General features: G+C 68.1%; 19 protein-coding genes. 8 read left to right on the top strand and 11 right to left on the bottom strand.

The window, feature by feature from the left end; all coding sequences use genetic code 11:
- Nucleotides 1–3: 3 nt before the first annotated feature.
- From AB0H36_RS36310 to AB0H36_RS36295, 4 genes are all read right to left on the bottom strand, one after another.
- The gene (locus AB0H36_RS36310; protein ID WP_360534402.1) at nt 4–819 is read right to left on the bottom strand and encodes a hypothetical protein; all 816 of its coding nucleotides are present in this window, start codon (nt 817–819) and stop codon (nt 4–6) included.
- A gap of 83 nt (nt 820–902) precedes the next feature.
- Nucleotides 903–1,148 carry a hypothetical protein gene (locus AB0H36_RS36305; RefSeq protein WP_360534400.1) on the bottom strand — a complete coding sequence of 82 codons (246 nt, stop codon included), beginning with the start codon at nt 1,146–1,148 and terminating at the stop codon, nt 903–905.
- A gap of 76 nt (nt 1,149–1,224) precedes the next feature.
- Nucleotides 1,225–1,407 (bottom strand): hypothetical protein, encoded by a 183-nt coding sequence (locus tag AB0H36_RS36300; protein WP_360534398.1) that lies wholly within the window; start codon nt 1,405–1,407, stop codon nt 1,225–1,227.
- Entirely contained in the window at nt 1,404–3,236 is a 1,833-nt protein-coding gene (locus AB0H36_RS36295; protein WP_360534396.1) for an FAD-dependent oxidoreductase, read from the bottom strand. Before AB0H36_RS36295 ends, AB0H36_RS36300 begins: the two co-directional genes overlap by 4 nt.
- Before the next feature lie 86 nt (nt 3,237–3,322).
- On the opposite strand from AB0H36_RS36295, the gene AB0H36_RS36290 reads away from it, so the two are divergent.
- The 3 genes from AB0H36_RS36290 (at nt 3,323) to AB0H36_RS36280 (ending at nt 5,733) form a co-directional block, all read left to right on the top strand.
- The gene (locus AB0H36_RS36290; protein ID WP_360534394.1) at nt 3,323–3,913 is read left to right on the top strand and encodes a helix-turn-helix domain-containing protein; all 591 of its coding nucleotides are present in this window, start codon (nt 3,323–3,325) and stop codon (nt 3,911–3,913) included.
- Between the two features lie 60 nt (nt 3,914–3,973).
- On the top strand, nt 3,974–5,311 hold the full coding sequence (locus tag AB0H36_RS36285; protein WP_360534392.1) for a glycoside hydrolase family 27 protein: 1,338 nt from the start codon (nt 3,974–3,976) through the stop codon (nt 5,309–5,311).
- Between the two features lie 116 nt (nt 5,312–5,427).
- Complete coding sequence (locus tag AB0H36_RS36280) at nt 5,428–5,733, top strand: DUF6401 family natural product biosynthesis protein (RefSeq protein WP_360534390.1); 306 nt, start codon at nt 5,428–5,430, stop codon at nt 5,731–5,733.
- Here the strand turns inward: AB0H36_RS36280 and AB0H36_RS36275 are convergent, their stop codons facing one another.
- Nucleotides 5,734–6,561: a hypothetical protein gene (locus AB0H36_RS36275; RefSeq protein WP_360534388.1), complete on the bottom strand. Its 828-nt coding sequence runs from the start codon at nt 6,559–6,561 to the stop codon at nt 5,734–5,736.
- Nucleotides 6,562–6,778: 217 nt separating this feature from the next.
- On the bottom strand, nt 6,779–7,273 hold the full coding sequence (locus AB0H36_RS36270) for a cupin domain-containing protein (RefSeq protein WP_360534386.1): 495 nt from the start codon (nt 7,271–7,273) through the stop codon (nt 6,779–6,781).
- Between the two features lie 70 nt (nt 7,274–7,343).
- Here AB0H36_RS36270 and AB0H36_RS36265 point away from each other — a divergent pair, with 70 nt between their 5' ends.
- Nucleotides 7,344–8,267, top strand: coding sequence for a LysR substrate-binding domain-containing protein (locus AB0H36_RS36265; protein ID WP_360534384.1), 924 nt, complete (start codon nt 7,344–7,346; stop codon nt 8,265–8,267).
- On the opposite strand, the gene AB0H36_RS36260 is transcribed toward AB0H36_RS36265, so the two are convergent.
- From AB0H36_RS36260 to AB0H36_RS36250, 3 genes are all read right to left on the bottom strand, one after another.
- Entirely contained in the window at nt 8,210–8,539 is a 330-nt protein-coding gene (locus AB0H36_RS36260; RefSeq protein WP_360534382.1) for a cupin domain-containing protein, read from the bottom strand. The two genes, AB0H36_RS36265 and AB0H36_RS36260, sit on opposite strands and share 58 nt — an antisense overlap.
- 43 nt (nt 8,540–8,582) lie before the next feature.
- Entirely contained in the window at nt 8,583–9,029 is a 447-nt protein-coding gene (locus AB0H36_RS36255) for a hypothetical protein (RefSeq protein ID WP_360534380.1), read from the bottom strand.
- A gap of 445 nt (nt 9,030–9,474) precedes the next feature.
- On the bottom strand, nt 9,475–10,515 hold the full coding sequence (locus AB0H36_RS36250; RefSeq protein WP_360534378.1) for a hypothetical protein: 1,041 nt from the start codon (nt 10,513–10,515) through the stop codon (nt 9,475–9,477).
- A 136-nt stretch (nt 10,516–10,651) separates the two neighbouring features.
- On the opposite strand from AB0H36_RS36250, the gene AB0H36_RS36245 reads away from it, so the two are divergent.
- On the top strand, nt 10,652–11,524 hold the full coding sequence (locus AB0H36_RS36245; protein WP_360534376.1) for a hypothetical protein: 873 nt from the start codon (nt 10,652–10,654) through the stop codon (nt 11,522–11,524).
- Nucleotides 11,525–11,578: 54 nt separating this feature from the next.
- On the opposite strand, the gene AB0H36_RS36240 is transcribed toward AB0H36_RS36245, so the two are convergent.
- Nucleotides 11,579–11,908, bottom strand: a complete 330-nt coding sequence (locus tag AB0H36_RS36240; protein WP_360534374.1) for a hypothetical protein — start codon at nt 11,906–11,908, stop codon at nt 11,579–11,581.
- Nucleotides 11,909–12,005: 97 nt separating this feature from the next.
- A complete protein-coding gene (locus AB0H36_RS36235; RefSeq protein ID WP_360534372.1) occupies nt 12,006–12,203 on the bottom strand; it encodes a three-helix bundle dimerization domain-containing protein in 198 nt (65 codons plus the stop codon).
- Between the two features lie 109 nt (nt 12,204–12,312).
- Between AB0H36_RS36235 and AB0H36_RS36230 the strand changes: the two genes are divergently transcribed.
- The 3 genes from AB0H36_RS36230 to AB0H36_RS36220 all read left to right on the top strand — a co-directional run bounded on the left by AB0H36_RS36230 (nt 12,313) and on the right by AB0H36_RS36220 (nt 15,302).
- Nucleotides 12,313–13,293: a redoxin domain-containing protein gene (locus AB0H36_RS36230; protein ID WP_360534370.1), complete on the top strand. Its 981-nt coding sequence runs from the start codon at nt 12,313–12,315 to the stop codon at nt 13,291–13,293.
- A 21-nt stretch (nt 13,294–13,314) separates the two neighbouring features.
- Nucleotides 13,315–14,331, top strand: coding sequence for an NADPH:quinone reductase (locus AB0H36_RS36225; RefSeq protein WP_360534368.1), 1,017 nt, complete (start codon nt 13,315–13,317; stop codon nt 14,329–14,331).
- A 161-nt stretch (nt 14,332–14,492) separates the two neighbouring features.
- Nucleotides 14,493–15,302, top strand: a complete 810-nt coding sequence (locus AB0H36_RS36220) for a hypothetical protein (protein WP_360534366.1) — start codon at nt 14,493–14,495, stop codon at nt 15,300–15,302.
- The last annotated feature ends 116 nt before the right edge of the window (nt 15,303–15,418 follow it).

Here is a 15,418-nt window from a genome sequence, read left to right as displayed (position 1 = left end):
CGGCTAGCTCTCCCACAGGCTCGGGCGGAGGAACTCACGTTCGTCGGCGCGCAAGACGCGAATCCACCGCAGAGCCAGCCAACCGCTCACCACGAGCAGCACCGCCGACGGCCCGGCGTCGGGTCCGAGATCAAACGTCTCTCCCGTGACCAGGACCGCGACCATGCCTGCCCACAGTGCGGTGAACAGCGTGACGATCTTGATCAGCACCACCACCGCCAATGGGCCGGCGACGGCGCGACCGCGTAGCAGCATCAGGCCAACGGCAGCGATGCACGGCAGCACGACCACCAGGTCGAGCACGAAGACCGGGTACGGCGTACCTCCGACTCCCTCGGGCTCAGGAGCACTCCCGCCGGCGGCGTACGGCGCCAATGTCGAGAGCCACAGCAGCGCGAACAGGATCGCAACGACGACCAGCATCCACCCGGTCCCGCGCTCGAGGCGCCGCGATCCGACCCGCGACCACGCCGTACCGCGCAACCGCAACAGCCCGTCGAGGAGCGCGGCTCCGGCCAGCGACTCGATCACGACGTACACGAGGAACACGCGGTTCATCGGGACGCCGGTCAGATAGATCGCGTAGCTGTAGACGACGTACGCCAGGAGGCCGAGCCGGACGAGATGGACCCGCGGCGAGATGTAGCGGCGACGGACCAAGTAGACCAGCAGGCCGGCAACCACGATGCTGCAGACGTCCTGTGCCTTGGCGCCCAGCACGGTCGCTTCCGGGAGATCCCGATACGGCTCGGCAGCGAACAGGCCGTACGCCGACGCGAGCACGATGCCCAGAGCAAGTACGACGGTTGACCACAACATCAGGGCAGTCCGTCGCACCCCCGCGCCGCTCGCTTGAGTCGAACGGCTCTCTGTTCTGGTGGTCACGGCGTCTCACCTCCCTGCTACCGATGGACCTGAGGGAACGAGCGGCGGCGGCCGTAGGTGAAGTAGGCGATCGGCACCGCGCCGACCGAGTTGGTCAACGTGATCGCGACCGCCCAGCGCACCTTCGACCCCCGCACCTCGGCAGGCGACCGCCGTGCCAGATCGGCCAGCGCGGCGATCTTCAACACACTGTCAAACGCACCCGCGGCGATGACGACGCGGCGCATCCTGGGACTCAGCTCGTCCCATCTCTTCCCAGCCACGTCTTCACAGTGCCCCCAACAAGCGCCGCCGCAATAGGGCACATCGGCCCTACATACCCGACCCCTGCAGCCCTCATCATGGGGACCGATCAGACGAGGGCGAAGCCGCCGGTCCCGGAGATCTTCTCGCCGGCGTCTTGCGGGGCTTCTTGGTCGGGGCGCGCTGCTGCGTTCGGTAGGCCAAGCCGATGCCGCCGAAGCAGATGATGGGTGTCAGCACCCCGATCACGGCCAGCATCACCAGGTCGATCGCACTCATCGCGTGCTCCTCTGCTGCGCTGCTTCGCGTCCCGCCAGGTAGCCGAAGACCAGCCCGAGCGAGATGGTGCCTCCAGCTCCGCCGTAGAACCCCTTCGTGGGTGCGCCTCCTGCGTTGCCGGCGGCGTACAGGCCCGGAATGGCCTCGCCCTCGGTGTTCAGCGCGCGCCCGAGCGCGTCGGTCTTCGGACCACCCACGGTGCCGAGCGCACTGGCTTCGACCTTGAGCGCGTAGTACGGGGCGGTGTCGACCGGTCCCAGCACGCTCGACTTCGGACTCTTCAGTACGCGCCGGATGATCTTCGCCAGCGGCCCGACCACGAGGGAACGCACGCGTTCAGGGTCGTTGTTCTTCGCCACCCGTCCCGCGAGCTTGCTGACAACCGGCCCGATGAGTGCCGCGATGGCCAGCCGGGCCTTTGCGGTGGCAGCGGGGAACCGTGCGTCCGGCGAGTTCTTGCCCAGCCGGGGATAGAAGGCGCCGAAGTAACGGTCGAACAGCGTGCCACCGCGGTTGAACTGCGGGTCGCGAGCGCGTGCGGCCTGCGGGTTGAACTGGTCGACGGTGCGGAGCAGCCCCACCTCATCGACCCCGATCTCGGTTGCCAACTCGGACAGCGTGTCGGCGCGATGGAGGTAGTCGGGCACGTCTCCGCCCGGGGTGATGCCGAAGATCCCGAACTTCGTCCAGTAGTTCTGGTCGAAGATCAGCCAGGCCGTGGCGTTCGGCATGGCGCCCGTCTCCGGGTCGACCGCTCGCATGATCTTCCCGAGCTGGTCGTACGGAAGGGCCTCGTTGGCGAAGCGGTCGCCCTTGCGGTTCACCATGATGCTGTGCGGCAGCGCCCGCTCCCCCAGGAACACCCGACTGAGTGGGCGGCCCTCCAGTTCTTCGCCGGGCAACTGCACCCCGGGCATCCACCAGGCGTCCTCCACCCCGGTCAGATCAGCGCCGACCTCCTCAGCCAACTGCATCGCAATGCCGTCATGACCCTTTGGCGAGACCTGAACGCCGAAAGGCGCGCCGAGGTAGGTTCCGGTGACCTCGGGCGAGCTCTCGAACCCGCCGCTGGCCAGCACGACCCCCTTGGTGGCACGCACCGTGTGCTCGACGCTATCGACTCGGACCACCACGCCCCGCACCCCCGATTCGTCTGTGACGAGCCGCACCACAGGAGCCTCCACGCGTACGTCGACACCGTTGCGCAGGCCTGCCTCGAGCAGGGCTCCGACCAACGCCGGCCCGGCGAGCCAGACGTCCTCGCTGCCGATCCCACCCAGCAACCAGAACGGGAGCGGATTCTTGGCCATGCCCGTCGTCAGGGCCGGCCGCACGAACTTCGCAGCCTCACCCAGACCTTCGGGCGAGTAGGGGCCGGGAAAGAGGGCCCGGCCGACCGACGCGCCGTCGATGTCGGAGCGGTAGTCCGGCCAGATCGCCGGGATCCACCCGAAGGAGGTGTGCTCTTCGATGAACCGGGCGACCTGCGGCCCTGTCTGCAGGAACTGCTCCACCAGGTCGTGGTCGAGAACCTTGTCCCGGCCCTCGCCGTAGAGATAACGCCGAGCCTGGTCGAGGTCGTCGTCGACCTGCAGGTCGCCGGTCGAGAAGCCGTGGCTGGGGATCCACGCCGCGCCCGCAGAGATCCCGGTGGCGCCACCGACGATCTCCCGTGACTCCACGACGAGAACCCGCGCTCCCTCCTTCGCGGCGGCCAGCGCCGCCATCAACCCGGCTCCGCCGGAACCGACGACTGCCACGTCGACCTCGTCCGGGATGCCACGCTCCGGCACGCTCCCGATGGAGCCGCGGAGGTTACTGCCGATCATGATGTTCCTCCTCTTGCACGAAAGATTTACGCTACAGATGATGTAGCGTAAATGGATGCGGATCTATTCCCGGCAGACTGGGCCCCATGCCTCACAGCAGCTCCAACCGCGGCCGGCCCCGGCTCGAGTCGACCGACCAGCGCATCATCGAAGCGGCAATGGAGCTGCTGAAGGAGAAGGGGCCGGCCGCGGTCAACATCGACGCCACAGCGGCTCGATCCGGTGTCGCCCGTACGACGATCTACCGCCGGTACCGCAGCCGGGACGAGCTGATGACCACCGTCCTCGAACACCTCATCGACCCGGCTCCCCTGGCGCCCGACCTCCCGGTCGCCGAGAAGCTGCGCTGGGTCCTGGACCGGATCAGCGACATCCTGGAGAACCGGCTCGGTCCGGGTGGCGCCGCGGCCGTCATCGCCGACAGCGATCCGGTGTTCACCGCCGCCGTACGCGCACGTCTGGCGACCCGGATGGGCGCACTCGCCGACCTGATGAACCTCGACATCAGCACAGGCCGGCTCCGCGAGAGCGTCGATCCCGACACGGTGCTCGGCATGCTGGTCGGCAGCTATCTCGCGGAGGTCCTCAGATTCGGGTCGCCGCGCGCCGGGTGGACCGACCGTGCCGTCGAGTTCCTGACTCCGGCAGTGGCACCGGTAGGACGGACTGATACTTGACGGGGTGAATTAACCCGCCGTACGGTACCGGGCACGCCCCGCTACGGAAGGTGCCCCGTCATGATCACCGTTCGTCTCGTCCGCCGTGTGCTTGCCCTGGTGACCGCCGTACCACTGGCTCTGACTGCCGGGGTGGTGCCGGCGCAGGCCAAGAGTGACTTCAGTGTGAAGCCGTTCATGGGGTGGAGCAGCTGGAGTGTGCAGTCGTCGACTCATCCCGACTACGGCACGAAGTGGCTCAACGAGGAGCACATCAAGGCGACCGCCGACTCGATGGCGGCGAACCTGAAGCGGGTCGGGTATACCAACGTGAACCTCGACGCGGGCTGGAATGCCAACTGGGAGTGGCAGTTCCGCACGGACGCCAACGGCATCCCCGAGGCCGACCCCGAGCGGTTCCCGAACGGCATCGCCAGCCTGGCCCGGTACGTCCACGGCAAGGGCCTCAAGCTCGGTCTGTACGGCGGCGCCGGCCTGCAGAAGGCGATCTACGACAAGAACGCCCCGATCGTCGGCACCGACTGCACGACCCAGGACATCACCGTGATGCCACTGACGCCGACCAACATGTGGGGCGGCGACTGGAAGATCGACTTCACCAAACCGTGCGCGCAGGCGTACTTCGACTCGATCGCGGACCGGTTCGCGTCCTGGGGTGTCGACTTCGTCAAGGTCGACGGCGTCACCACCGACAACATCCCCGACATCGAGGCCTGGTCGAAGGCGATCGACCAGAGCGGCCGCAAGATGTGGCTGACCGCGAGCGCCTGGCCGATTCCGCGCGAGGCCGGCGAGGGCCTGCGGCCGTGGGCGAACAGCGTCCGCGTCGACACCGACGTCGAGTGCTACTGCAACACCGTGTCGACCTGGACGAGCTCGGTCGACAACCGGTGGGAGGACCTGCCGAAGTGGCTCGACGTGGTCGAGCCGAACTACTGGCCGGACCTCGACTCGATGCCGATCAACAACAACACCGGCGCCGGGATCCAGGACGGCATCACCGACGTGGAACGGCAGAGCGTGATGACGTTCTGGTCGATGGCCTCCTCACCCCTGTACGTCGGCGGCGACCTCTCGAACATCGACGACAAGGCCGTCTCGATCCTCACCAACCGCGAAGTGATCGCCGTCGACCAGGCCGGCGTGATCCCCACCCAGGTCACCGCCGGAACCCTGCAGGTCTGGAAGAAGCGCCTGCCCGACGGCCGCCTTGCCGTCGCCGTCTACAACCTCGGAGACCAGCCCGCCGACATCACGGTCTCCTGGCAGCAACTCGCCGTACACGGCAGCAAGAAGGTCCGCGACCTGGTCGACCACCGCGATCTGGGCAGGCACAACAAGTCCTGGACCGCCAAGTCAGTCCCAGCCCACGGCTCCCGCCTGATCACCCTGTCCTGACCTCGTTGGGATCGAGGCCCGCAGAATTGACCGGATAACGGGCAACACAGCGTCCGGGGAGCCAGTCAGCCGAACACGGCTTCCCGGGCGCGGGAGTGGATCCGTAGCCTGCTGGGGTGACTTGGGTGCGGGCTTTGCAGGATGCCAGAGCCAGACGAGAACTGGCCGCGCTGCGCGACCGGATCATGCCGGAACTGAGCCCCTTCGCGCCGGCGCTTCAAGCCGCCATCGACCAGCATGCGGCCGCGATCCGCGACATCCTCGGACTCACCGCGGGCCGCTCCGGCCCGGTCGAGTTGGCTGCGTACGCCAACGGCGTACACGACGTCGCGGTCGAGCGTGGCTGGACAGGCGGGACCACCCTGGACTGGGTGACGATCCGGCTGCTGGCCGCGGTGAGTATGGCGTCCGCGCCGCGCTGATCAGATTCCCCGCGATGTCGGCGGCGGGTTCGTGGACGGCCGGGGTCGTTCGCCTTCGAGTCCGACGCTCATCCCGGCCGACGGCTCACTCGGCTCACTCGGCTCGCGCGGGTACTGGCTGCGCTCGGCGTCCTCACGTCCGCGCTGGTAGGCCTCGTCGCGGGCGCGCGCGTTCGGGAAGTCCTGCTCGGCACGGTTCAGCCAGCGTTCCCACCGTTGCTGCATCGGGCGTACCAGCCCGCCGCCCATGCCGACGACGATGACGCCACCGACGGTGGCCAGGACCGCGATCAGGACCGGCGTCGTCACCGTGGTGGCCACACCGATCTGGTTGAGGGCCGCGATGATTCCCAGCGCGATGACGAAGATCTGAACCGCTTTCGCCACCAGTTGCCCGTAGCTCAGGGCCGACAGTGCGCTGCCGACGAGGTCGCGCAGCGCGTTGGCGACCGCGGCGGCGACCACGACGATCACGATCGCGACGACCGCCCGCGGCAGCCATCCGACGATCGCTGCGAGCAGGTCGCTGACCGGGTTCGGACCGAAGACGCCGAAGGCGAACTGCAGAGCGATCAGCAGGACCGCGTAGTAGACCAGCGCCGCGATCAGGCCACTGGCGTCGTACTTCGACTGCGCGAGCGCCCGGCCCACGCCGCCACGTTCGACCGCTCGGTCGAAGCCGACCCGGGTGAGCACCACCTCGACGACCTTGCGCAGCGCCTTGGCAATTAGCCATCCGATCAGGAGGATGACCAGGAACAGGGCGAACTTCGGCAAGAAGTTGATCACTGCGCCGACCGCGTCGTTCCACGACTGGGTGAGATCCATCGTTCCGCTTCCCTTCGATCAGCCCGGCGGATCTCCCCAGCGGATCACGGGCGGCGATGTGCGTCGTTCTACGCCGCTGATTTGCCCATGCGGTACCCGCCCCCACACCCAACAAACGACAGCCCCCGCGAATACCCCCGCAGCGCACAGGTGTTGCCGATAGGCGGTGGATCGGGGCGCGGTTGTTCCTGGCGTTCGCCGATATTGGTGAGCGCAGTTACCAGGACGGCCGAGGTGGCGGACCCAGCAGGGCGATGCCGTGCCGAGCAGCCGTCTTCGCGAGTACGGCGAAGTCCGGCCGCTGCACGGGCTCGGGCGGCAGCGTGAGCGCCGGAGCGGGCCGGCCGACCTCAGCGGCGAATTGCTCGAACCCGGCGGGCGTGTGGAGGGACAGGAACCGTGCTGTCGACGAGGTGACGACGTACGCGTGGCTCACGCGTCTCGGCAGCACAGCGGCGGTGCCAGGACCTGCCGTGTGCTCGGAATCGCCGACGAGGACCCGCAGCTCACCATCGAGCACGAGGAACATCTCGTCGTCACGTTCGTGGACATGGACCGGGCTGGCGTCCCCGCGCCGGGCCAGGTTGTCGGTCAGCGAGAAGGCTCCGCCGGTCTGTTCGCCGCTCACGCGCACCTGGGACAGCACGCCCAGGAACCAGATCGCCGTCTGGGCCTCCGGATCGGCGATCAGCCTGCGGGTGTCTGATGTCATGGGTTCCAGCCAACCGGGATCCATCGATGATGTCCAAGGCCTATTGGTTCGTGATTGATAACGTGGCTGCATGGATGTGGATGCCCGCTTGTGGCGGTCGTTCGCCACAGTGGCGGACGAACTCCACTACGGCCGCGCCGCAGAGCGCCTGCGCGTCACCCAGCCGGCGCTGTCCCGGCAGATCCGCGACCTCGAACGGATCCTCGGGGTCCGGCTGTTCGACCGCACCAGTCGGCGGGTCGCGCTCAGCCGGGCCGGTCAAGCAGTGCTCGAGCAGGCTCGCCGGGCGCTGACCGAGTCCGATCGCGCCGTACGGCTGGCCCGGCTCGCTGCCGAAGGCGACTGGGGCGAGCTGACTGTCGCGATCCTTCCGTCGGTCGCACCGGCACTGCTGCCCGCGATCATCCGGGCACACCGGAACGCGCACCCCGAGATCGGCTTCCGGATCAGCGAGAGCTTCGACGACGAACAACTGGCGGCGCTCACCGCCGGGCGCATAGATGCCGGGTTCGTACGTGCCTCCGCGGCACCGCCAGGCATACATCTCGAGACACTGCTCACCGAGCCGCTTCTGGCCGGCGTACCGCTGGATCACCGACTGGCCGACCGTGACCGGATCGCCCTGTCCGAGCTCGCCGGCGAGCCGTTCGTGTTCTTCCCGCGGCACCGGTCCGTCTTCGCGTACGACGAGTTCATCGCGGCCTGCCGCGCAGCCGGGTTCAGCCCGGACATCGTCCAAGAGGCCAGCGGAATCTCCGCACTCGGCCTCGTCGCGGCGGGCCTCGGCGTCACCGCCGTCGCCTCCTCCTACGCAGCGGTGTCAATGGCCGGCGTCCGCTTCGTCCCCATCACCGGCCACGAGCTCACCCTGCAACTCGCCTGGTCCGCGGACAACACCAATCCCGCCCTGCCCGCCTTCCGCGACACCGCCCGCCGTCAGTGCAAGGCAACCGACAGCAAGAGGACGGACGGCTCCAGGGCTTCGATGTCGTGACGTTGCGGAGGTACGGCGACCAGGCCACCCGGACCGAGTTCGACCTCCGCCTCGCCGGCGTGGACCAGCACGCGACCCTGCAGGCAGAGCAGCGAAGCGTCCCCGGGACTCTTGTGCTCGCCCATCATCCGGCCCGCGGCCAGCGCCATGAGCGTTTGCCGGAGCCGCGCGCCGGACCTGCTGTAGACAGTCACCGAACTGCGCCCGCTGTCGGCAGACCCTGCCTTCACCAGCAGGTCGGCAGCCAATTGGTTGATCACCGCAACGTCCATCGTTCGATGATGGCACGACACCGCGCTGTCCTTCAGCGGCTCGTCACGGCGGGCAGGCCGGAGCGCTTGCCAAGGCCGCGTCGGCCCGCGCGAACGCGTTGAGGTTTCTCGCCGCGTTCTCCCAGGCCGTGACCCACATTTCCTGAGCATGTTCGGCGCCGAAGTCGCCGTCCGCGTGGGCTCTCATCATCTCGAGATGAGCGGCCCAGTCGCCGGCCGCAGCTCGTCCGCTGGCCGCGGCGGCCTGGAGCGTGGTCAGCCGTTGGGCGCAGGCGACCGCCTCCGGGCTGGTCAGTCCCTCGCACCCCCGGACGACCTTGTCGTACGTGGCCGTGACCGTGGCAAGTTGAGCGACATCAGCCGGCCCGGCAAGCCGAGTCCGCTTCCAGATCGCTTTGGTCGTCTCTTCGGTGTTCTTCCCGGCCATGAGATCCGTACGGGCCTGGACATGCTCCCGCCAGTGCCCGGCCGCAATTCGCGCGGATGTCACCACCGCTTCAGCAGCGGCAACCTGGGTCGCACAGGCACCGGCCGGACCGGTCTCATCGGACGCCGGAAGCGTCCCGGAAGCCGACGACACGGTTCCCGGCAGGAAGGTCGAAGGCGGCGGACCAGTTCCTGGTTCACCACCAGCCTGAAGCTGTGCGCCCACGACCACGACCACGACGGCGGCTCCGACAAATCCCGCCGCGAGCAAAAGCCCGCCGCTCCAGCCGTTCCCGTGCGGTAACGCTCGTCTGGCCCGTGACATCGTGGCAAGCTCCCCGGTTGCTCGGTCGGCCCTGCGAAGGGAATGCTGCCAGGAATGCACGGACAAGCGCGAGTTATTCACTTTACGGAGCGGTAATCGTACGGACGGTCGAATGACGCTGCTTGTAGCAACCACCCCGGCGGCGAGCGCGCCGGGGTGGTTGCCACTGGCAGCCTGAAGGAGCTCAGCAGCCCAGCCAGAGCACCGGACGGGCGCGTGGGCCGTCGATGAGCCAGCCGGCCGCAACACCACGGTCGCTGAGTGTGACCACCGCGCCGCGATCAGGCCCGTCGACGCCGGGCAGCGGGACGATCCGGCCGCCATGGTGGGCGATGGCGGCCGGGAGCTCGGCTCCGGACACCGCCAGGTCACCGTGCCGGTTGACCGCCCGCGCGCGACCTACGACGCCGAGCACGTTGGCCGCTCGTCCACGGGACCGCCAGGCGGCCGGGATCTCGCCGTCAGCGCCGATCAGGCCGCCGGCGATCCATCCGCCGCGAATCTTCCAGGTGTACACGTGCGGCTCGTCGGCCGGCCCGTGAAGCACCCGGGCAGCGCCCCCGCGCGGCCAGATGTAGCCCACCGTCATCGGGGAGTACGAGCCCCCGACCACGGTCCCGTCGTCGTCGATGTCCACGGCGTACAGGTGATCGGAGCTCGCACCGGGCGGCGGGGTCAGCTCCCGCGGCCTGTCCGGCTGCCCAGCCGGCCAAACCAAGACATGGGCCTCGAAGGTGGCGGGATCATGCGAGATCCCCAGGATGTCGCCACGGGCGTTGATCGCCACCGCGTCGGTCACGTAACCGGGACGCAGGCTCGCCAGGGTGGTGAACCGTCCATCCTGGTATCGCCAAGCACCGCGCGACCCGGCCCCGACCAACACACCCGACGCGTTCACGTCCTTGATCAGCGCCCGCTCGTACGGCGTCCGCAGCTCACGGAGCCGCCGGTCGATCCACAGCAGCGGGGTCCCCTCCTCGGGCGTGGTCCATCGCGCGCCGATCAGGTACCGGCCAGACGGATCGCCGCCCGTCACGACACTGTCCCCGGGCAGCGCCGGCTGCGGGAGACGATGGACCCGGCATCCACCGGCGGCGGCCTCGCTCGCCGCAGCCCCGCTTGCGGCGGTCCCGGCGAAGCTCGGCACACCGACCGCGCCCACCGGGACGGCGGCGACGGCCAGGACGGCGAGCGCGGTTCGGATCGGTCTGCGGAACGTCTTCATGATGTTCCCCCCTTCGGATATACCCACCTAGATGCCTTCCAGGGCGTCGCGGTTATAGATCCTCGGTGATCATTTCCAGTGCCCGGTCCAGCACGCGGCGCGACCGGAAATTGCTTTCCTGATCGCACCGTCGCATTTGCAGAAGGGCAACGCACAATCGGGCAACTATTTCAGCGCGCGGCTCATCGTGCGTGATAAGAGGCGCGACCCGGCGCCTCAGCAGGGGGGAATTGCCATGTTCAGCAGACGTTTGATCACCACGTCGGTCCTGATGACCGTCCTCGTCGCAGGTTGCAGCGAATCTCAGCCCACAGGTACGCCGCCCACCATTGCGGGCAAGGCCGGACCATCGACCTCCGCGACTCCGTCGAAGCCGGCCACGAGACTCGACGCTCTGACGGCCGATCAGCTAGCCGAAAAGGCGGAGTCCGCGGCCGAAGCGGCCGTCGGCGTACGGGTCCGAGCCACGATGACGACTGACGACGGCAGGCCGTTGACGTTCGATCTCGGACTCACCAGGACCGCCGCTTCCGGCACTCTCACCATCAACGGCGCACGGCTCAAGATTCGCATCATCGGCAGAACCGTCTACCTGCAGGCCAGCGACGCCTACTGGCGGCAGAACACCAAGCCGAAGAAAGAGGCCGACATGGTCATCGAGATGATGCGCGGCAAATGGCTCAAGGTCGCGCTGACCGACGAGAAATTCGGCCAACTGACGACCTTCGTCCGCAAGTCCGCCCTGTTTTTCGACCTGTTCGACCACGCCGTCGGGTCACGGAAGGCCGGGACGAAGACCGTTGGAGGCATCCCGTGCATCGGCCTCGTGGACGCCCAGGGAAACACACTGTGGGTCGATGCCACCAATGCCCGCCCCATCCGCCTGGACCAGCCTGGCAAGTCTCGTTCCGAGCGCATGACCTTCACCTTCAGCGAGTACAACCAGATCAAGGAACCCAAGGCACCGCCGGCCGCGCAGATCACCGACGGCAAGAGCCTCGGCATCTGAGAGTCCACCGACATCCCCGGTCCGGACCGCCACGGTCCACTGCATCACCTGACGTCAGTGCAGGGAGTCCAGCTTCTGGCGGGCGGCGGTGAGGCGGCCGGCGGCCTGGTCGAGGTGGTCGGAGGCGGCGATCAGGTCGGCGTCGGCCTCCGTGAGGACGCCGGCGGTCGTCGGCCGCTGGGGGCGGATGAGCCGGGCGTAGCGGGACAGGCTGAACGACGTCATCAACAAGGCCATCGTCGACATCAGCGCTCGCAGCTCGTGGAACTCGGCCACGAGCCCCTTCGCCGCGACCTCGTCGGCCGGACGGTGCCGCAGTACGTCGACCGCGCGCCGCAACGCCGCGCTGGCGTCCTGCAGGGAGTCTTCCGCGCTCTCTGACACTCTGGTCCTCTCCGGTCCGAGCCACCCGAGGGAGCAAGCGTCGCCAAACCACCTGCCGGCAGACAAGCGGTTCGGCCGAGCCGTGGACGAATCGTGACTATGCCAGCTCGCGCAGTCGCGCCTTGGCGCCCCTTTCCACGAACAGCGGCACGAAGTCCCGGATCGGGACCTCTTCGAACTCGGGGCGGGACTGGTTCACGGCCTGCGCAACTTCCGCTGCGGGCACCCCCGGAAACTGCTTGGCCAGGCGATCGACCACTTCTCCGATCGCACGCTCCTCATCTGACCTGTCCATGTCATCCATGGTCCGGACCGCAGTCCCGCACACAAGACCTGTCCGACATTCGATCAATTCTGTGCGAGTGTGGCAGTGGGTACTCAGGTGTCCGAGGGAGGGGATCGTCGTGAACGCGACGGGAGCGGGAGCACCTCGCCGTACTCCGCTGGAGGCACTCGGACGAGCGACCGAGTGGATCAACTCGCCCCCGCTCACCGCGGCCGGGCTGCGCGGCCGCGTCGTACTGGTCGACTTCTGGACCTACACCTGCATCAACTGGTTGCGGACGCTCCCCTATCTCCGGGCCTGGATCGAGAGGTACGGCGGCCACGGGCTGGTCGTCGTCGGCGTTCACACCCCCGAGTTCGGCTTCGAGCAGGACCTCCGCAACGTCCGGCCGGCGATCGACGAGCTTCGGGTCGACTACCCGGTCGTGGTGGACAACGACTACGCCATCTGGACGGCCTTCGAGAACCACTACTGGCCGGCCGCGTACGTCGCCGACGCCGACGGGACGATTCGCCACCACCAGTTCGGCGAAGGCGGCTACGAGGAGATGGAGGCGGTCATCCAGCGCCTGCTCGCCGAGACCGGCGCCGGCGGATTCGGCCCGGACCCCGTCGAGGCCCAAGGCACCGGCGTCGAAGTCCAAGCGGACTGGCAGAACCTCTGGTCACCGGAGAACTACCTGGGCTTCGCGCGCACCGAGAACTTCGCGTCGAAGGACGGCGCCGTACTCGGCCGCCAGCACACCTACGCCGCGCCCGAGCGCCTGCAGCTCAACCAGTGGGCGTTGTCAGGTGACTGGACGATGACCAGAGAGTCCGTGGTGCTCAACGAGCCTCAGGGCCGTCTCTCCTGCCGATTCCACGCCCGCGATCTCCACTTGGTGCTGGAGTCGAGCGACCCGATTGGCTTCCAGGTGCGAATCGACGGACAGCCTCCGGTCGCCGCTCACGGCACAGATGTCGACGCCCATGGCGATGGCACCCTCGACCGGCCGCGGCTGTACCAACTCCTCCGCCAGCCGGACGTGGTCGCCGATCGCAACTTCGAGATCACCTTCGCCAGGCCGGGCGTCCGCGCTTATGCCTTCACCTTCGGCTGATTCAACCTAGGAGACCATCGCATGAGAAGGATCCGCTACACGCGCGCCGGCGATCCGTCCGTACTGGAGCTGGACGAGGCGCCGATCCCAGAGCCCGGGTACGGCGAGGTCCGCGTCCGCGTGATGGTCTCCGGCGTCAACCCGACGGACTGGAAGTCGCGAAGTGGCGGTGACGTGGCGGAGGCAACGGTCCCCAATCACGACGGCGCCGGAGTGGTCGACCAACTCGGCGCCGGTGTCGACGGCCTGAGCGTCGGCGACCACGTCTGGGTCACCCTGGCCGGCGACGGTCGTCCGGCCAGCGGCACAGCGCAGGAGTTCACGGCCCTGCCGGCCGACCGGGTCTTCCCACTGCCTCCGGGCGCGTCCTTCGATCTCGGGGCCAGCACGGGCATCCCCGCTCTCACAGCCCATCGCGCACTGACGGTCGGCGAAGATGGTCCAGCCCGGCTGGCGCCCGGGCTGCTGACAGGCCGGACAGTACTTGTCGCCGGCGGAGCCGGTGCTGTGGGCAATGCAGCGATCCAACTCGCCCGCTGGGCCGGTGCGAACGTGATCTCGACCGTCAGCCAGGAAGCCAAAGCGCGGCTCGCGACTGCCGCCGGAGCGCACCACGTCGTCAACTACCGCTCCCCCGACGCGATCGAAGGCATCAAGGCCGTCGCCCCAGACGGCGTGGACCTCGTGGTCGAGGTCGCGGCCGGCGCCAACTCCGAGCTGGACCTGGCAGTCCTGCGGACCCGTGGGACGATCGCGATCTACGCGAACGACGGCGGCCGGCCGGTCGATCTCGACGTACGGCGAAACATGGGACTGAACGTGCGCTACCAGTTCGTCCTGCTGTACACCGTCGGCTGGGGCTGGATCGCGAGCGCCGCCGCTGACATCAACCAGGCGATCACCGACGGCGCGTACCGGGTCGGCGAAGACGCCGGACTCCCCTTGCACCACTACCGCCTCGAAGACACGAGCGCCGCACACGCCGCTGTCGAGCAGAGCACGGTCGGCAAAGTCCTGATCACCGTCAACACCGACTGAGTTCCTGGCGGTCTATGCCAGTTCGAACTTCTTCCGGAGGACCTGCGTCTGACCTCGCATGCGTGCCCCTTGGGGAAGGGGCCATTTCGTCTGGGGGAAGTACACGTACGGCGGATCCGTCCGGCCGCTACATCCTTGGCGAGGCGAACCGCGAGGGTCGCATGCACGGCCAGGCCGTGCTCTGGGTGAACGGCGTACCGCGCTGGCTCGCGTCACAGCCGGAGGGCGAGTCGTTCGCGTACTCGGTGATCGAGGGTGGACTCGTCCTCGGCTCCACCAGCAGCTTCACGCGAACCGACCACTGGATCTACTCGGTCAAGACCAACTCGTACCGGATCCTCGCGCCGACAACCCTGCAGATCAGTCAGCTGACCGGGATGAACAAGCACCAGGACATCCTCGGCACCACCTGGGACGAGGCCCTCGGGCAGCACGTCCCGTTCGTCTGGCCGGCGGGCGGTCAGCCGCAGCGGCTCGCCGTACCGAGCGACCAGACCTTGTACGCCATGGACGACATCTCCGACGAGGGCCTGATCGTCGGACGGCTCTACCTTCCCGACGGCCAGCACACGAGCTACCTGTGGAAGTCGTCGAGCGCCGAGCCCGCACGGCTGCCCGGCATCAACGACACCGGCGTTTGGGCACGTGACATCCAAGGCAGTTGGATCGCCGGCGGCGACACCGACATCGACGACGTCACCGGCCTGCTGTGGAACACCGGCAACACCAGCATCGTGCAGCTCGAGGACAGAGTGGTCGACCTCAACCGCTCCCGCGACGCTGTCACCGAAGGCCGCTTCGGCCCACTCGGCGACTACCCGTCGGTGATCATCAAGAGCGACGGCACGAAGATCACGTTCCCCCAGGGCACCCTCCTGGAGCACATCTTCGAGCGCAACACCCGGTGGACGGCCGCCGGGTACGACGTCAGCTCCGGCGAGCTCGTCCCCGTCGTCTACGCCTGCGGCTGACCGCCAACCAGAGCAGCCCGCTTGCCGGCCGGCAAGCGGGCTTTTGGCATGCGCGAAACCGGGGCAAGAGTACGAAGGGTGCCTGAGCGGTACCCGTCGCGTCAGGTGCCGTCCAA

The sequence above is a fragment of the Kribbella sp. NPDC050820 genome, assembly GCF_040653975.1.
GTDB lineage: Bacteria > Actinomycetota > Actinomycetes > Propionibacteriales > Kribbellaceae > Kribbella.
This window is presented reverse-complemented; position numbering and strand designations above follow the sequence as displayed.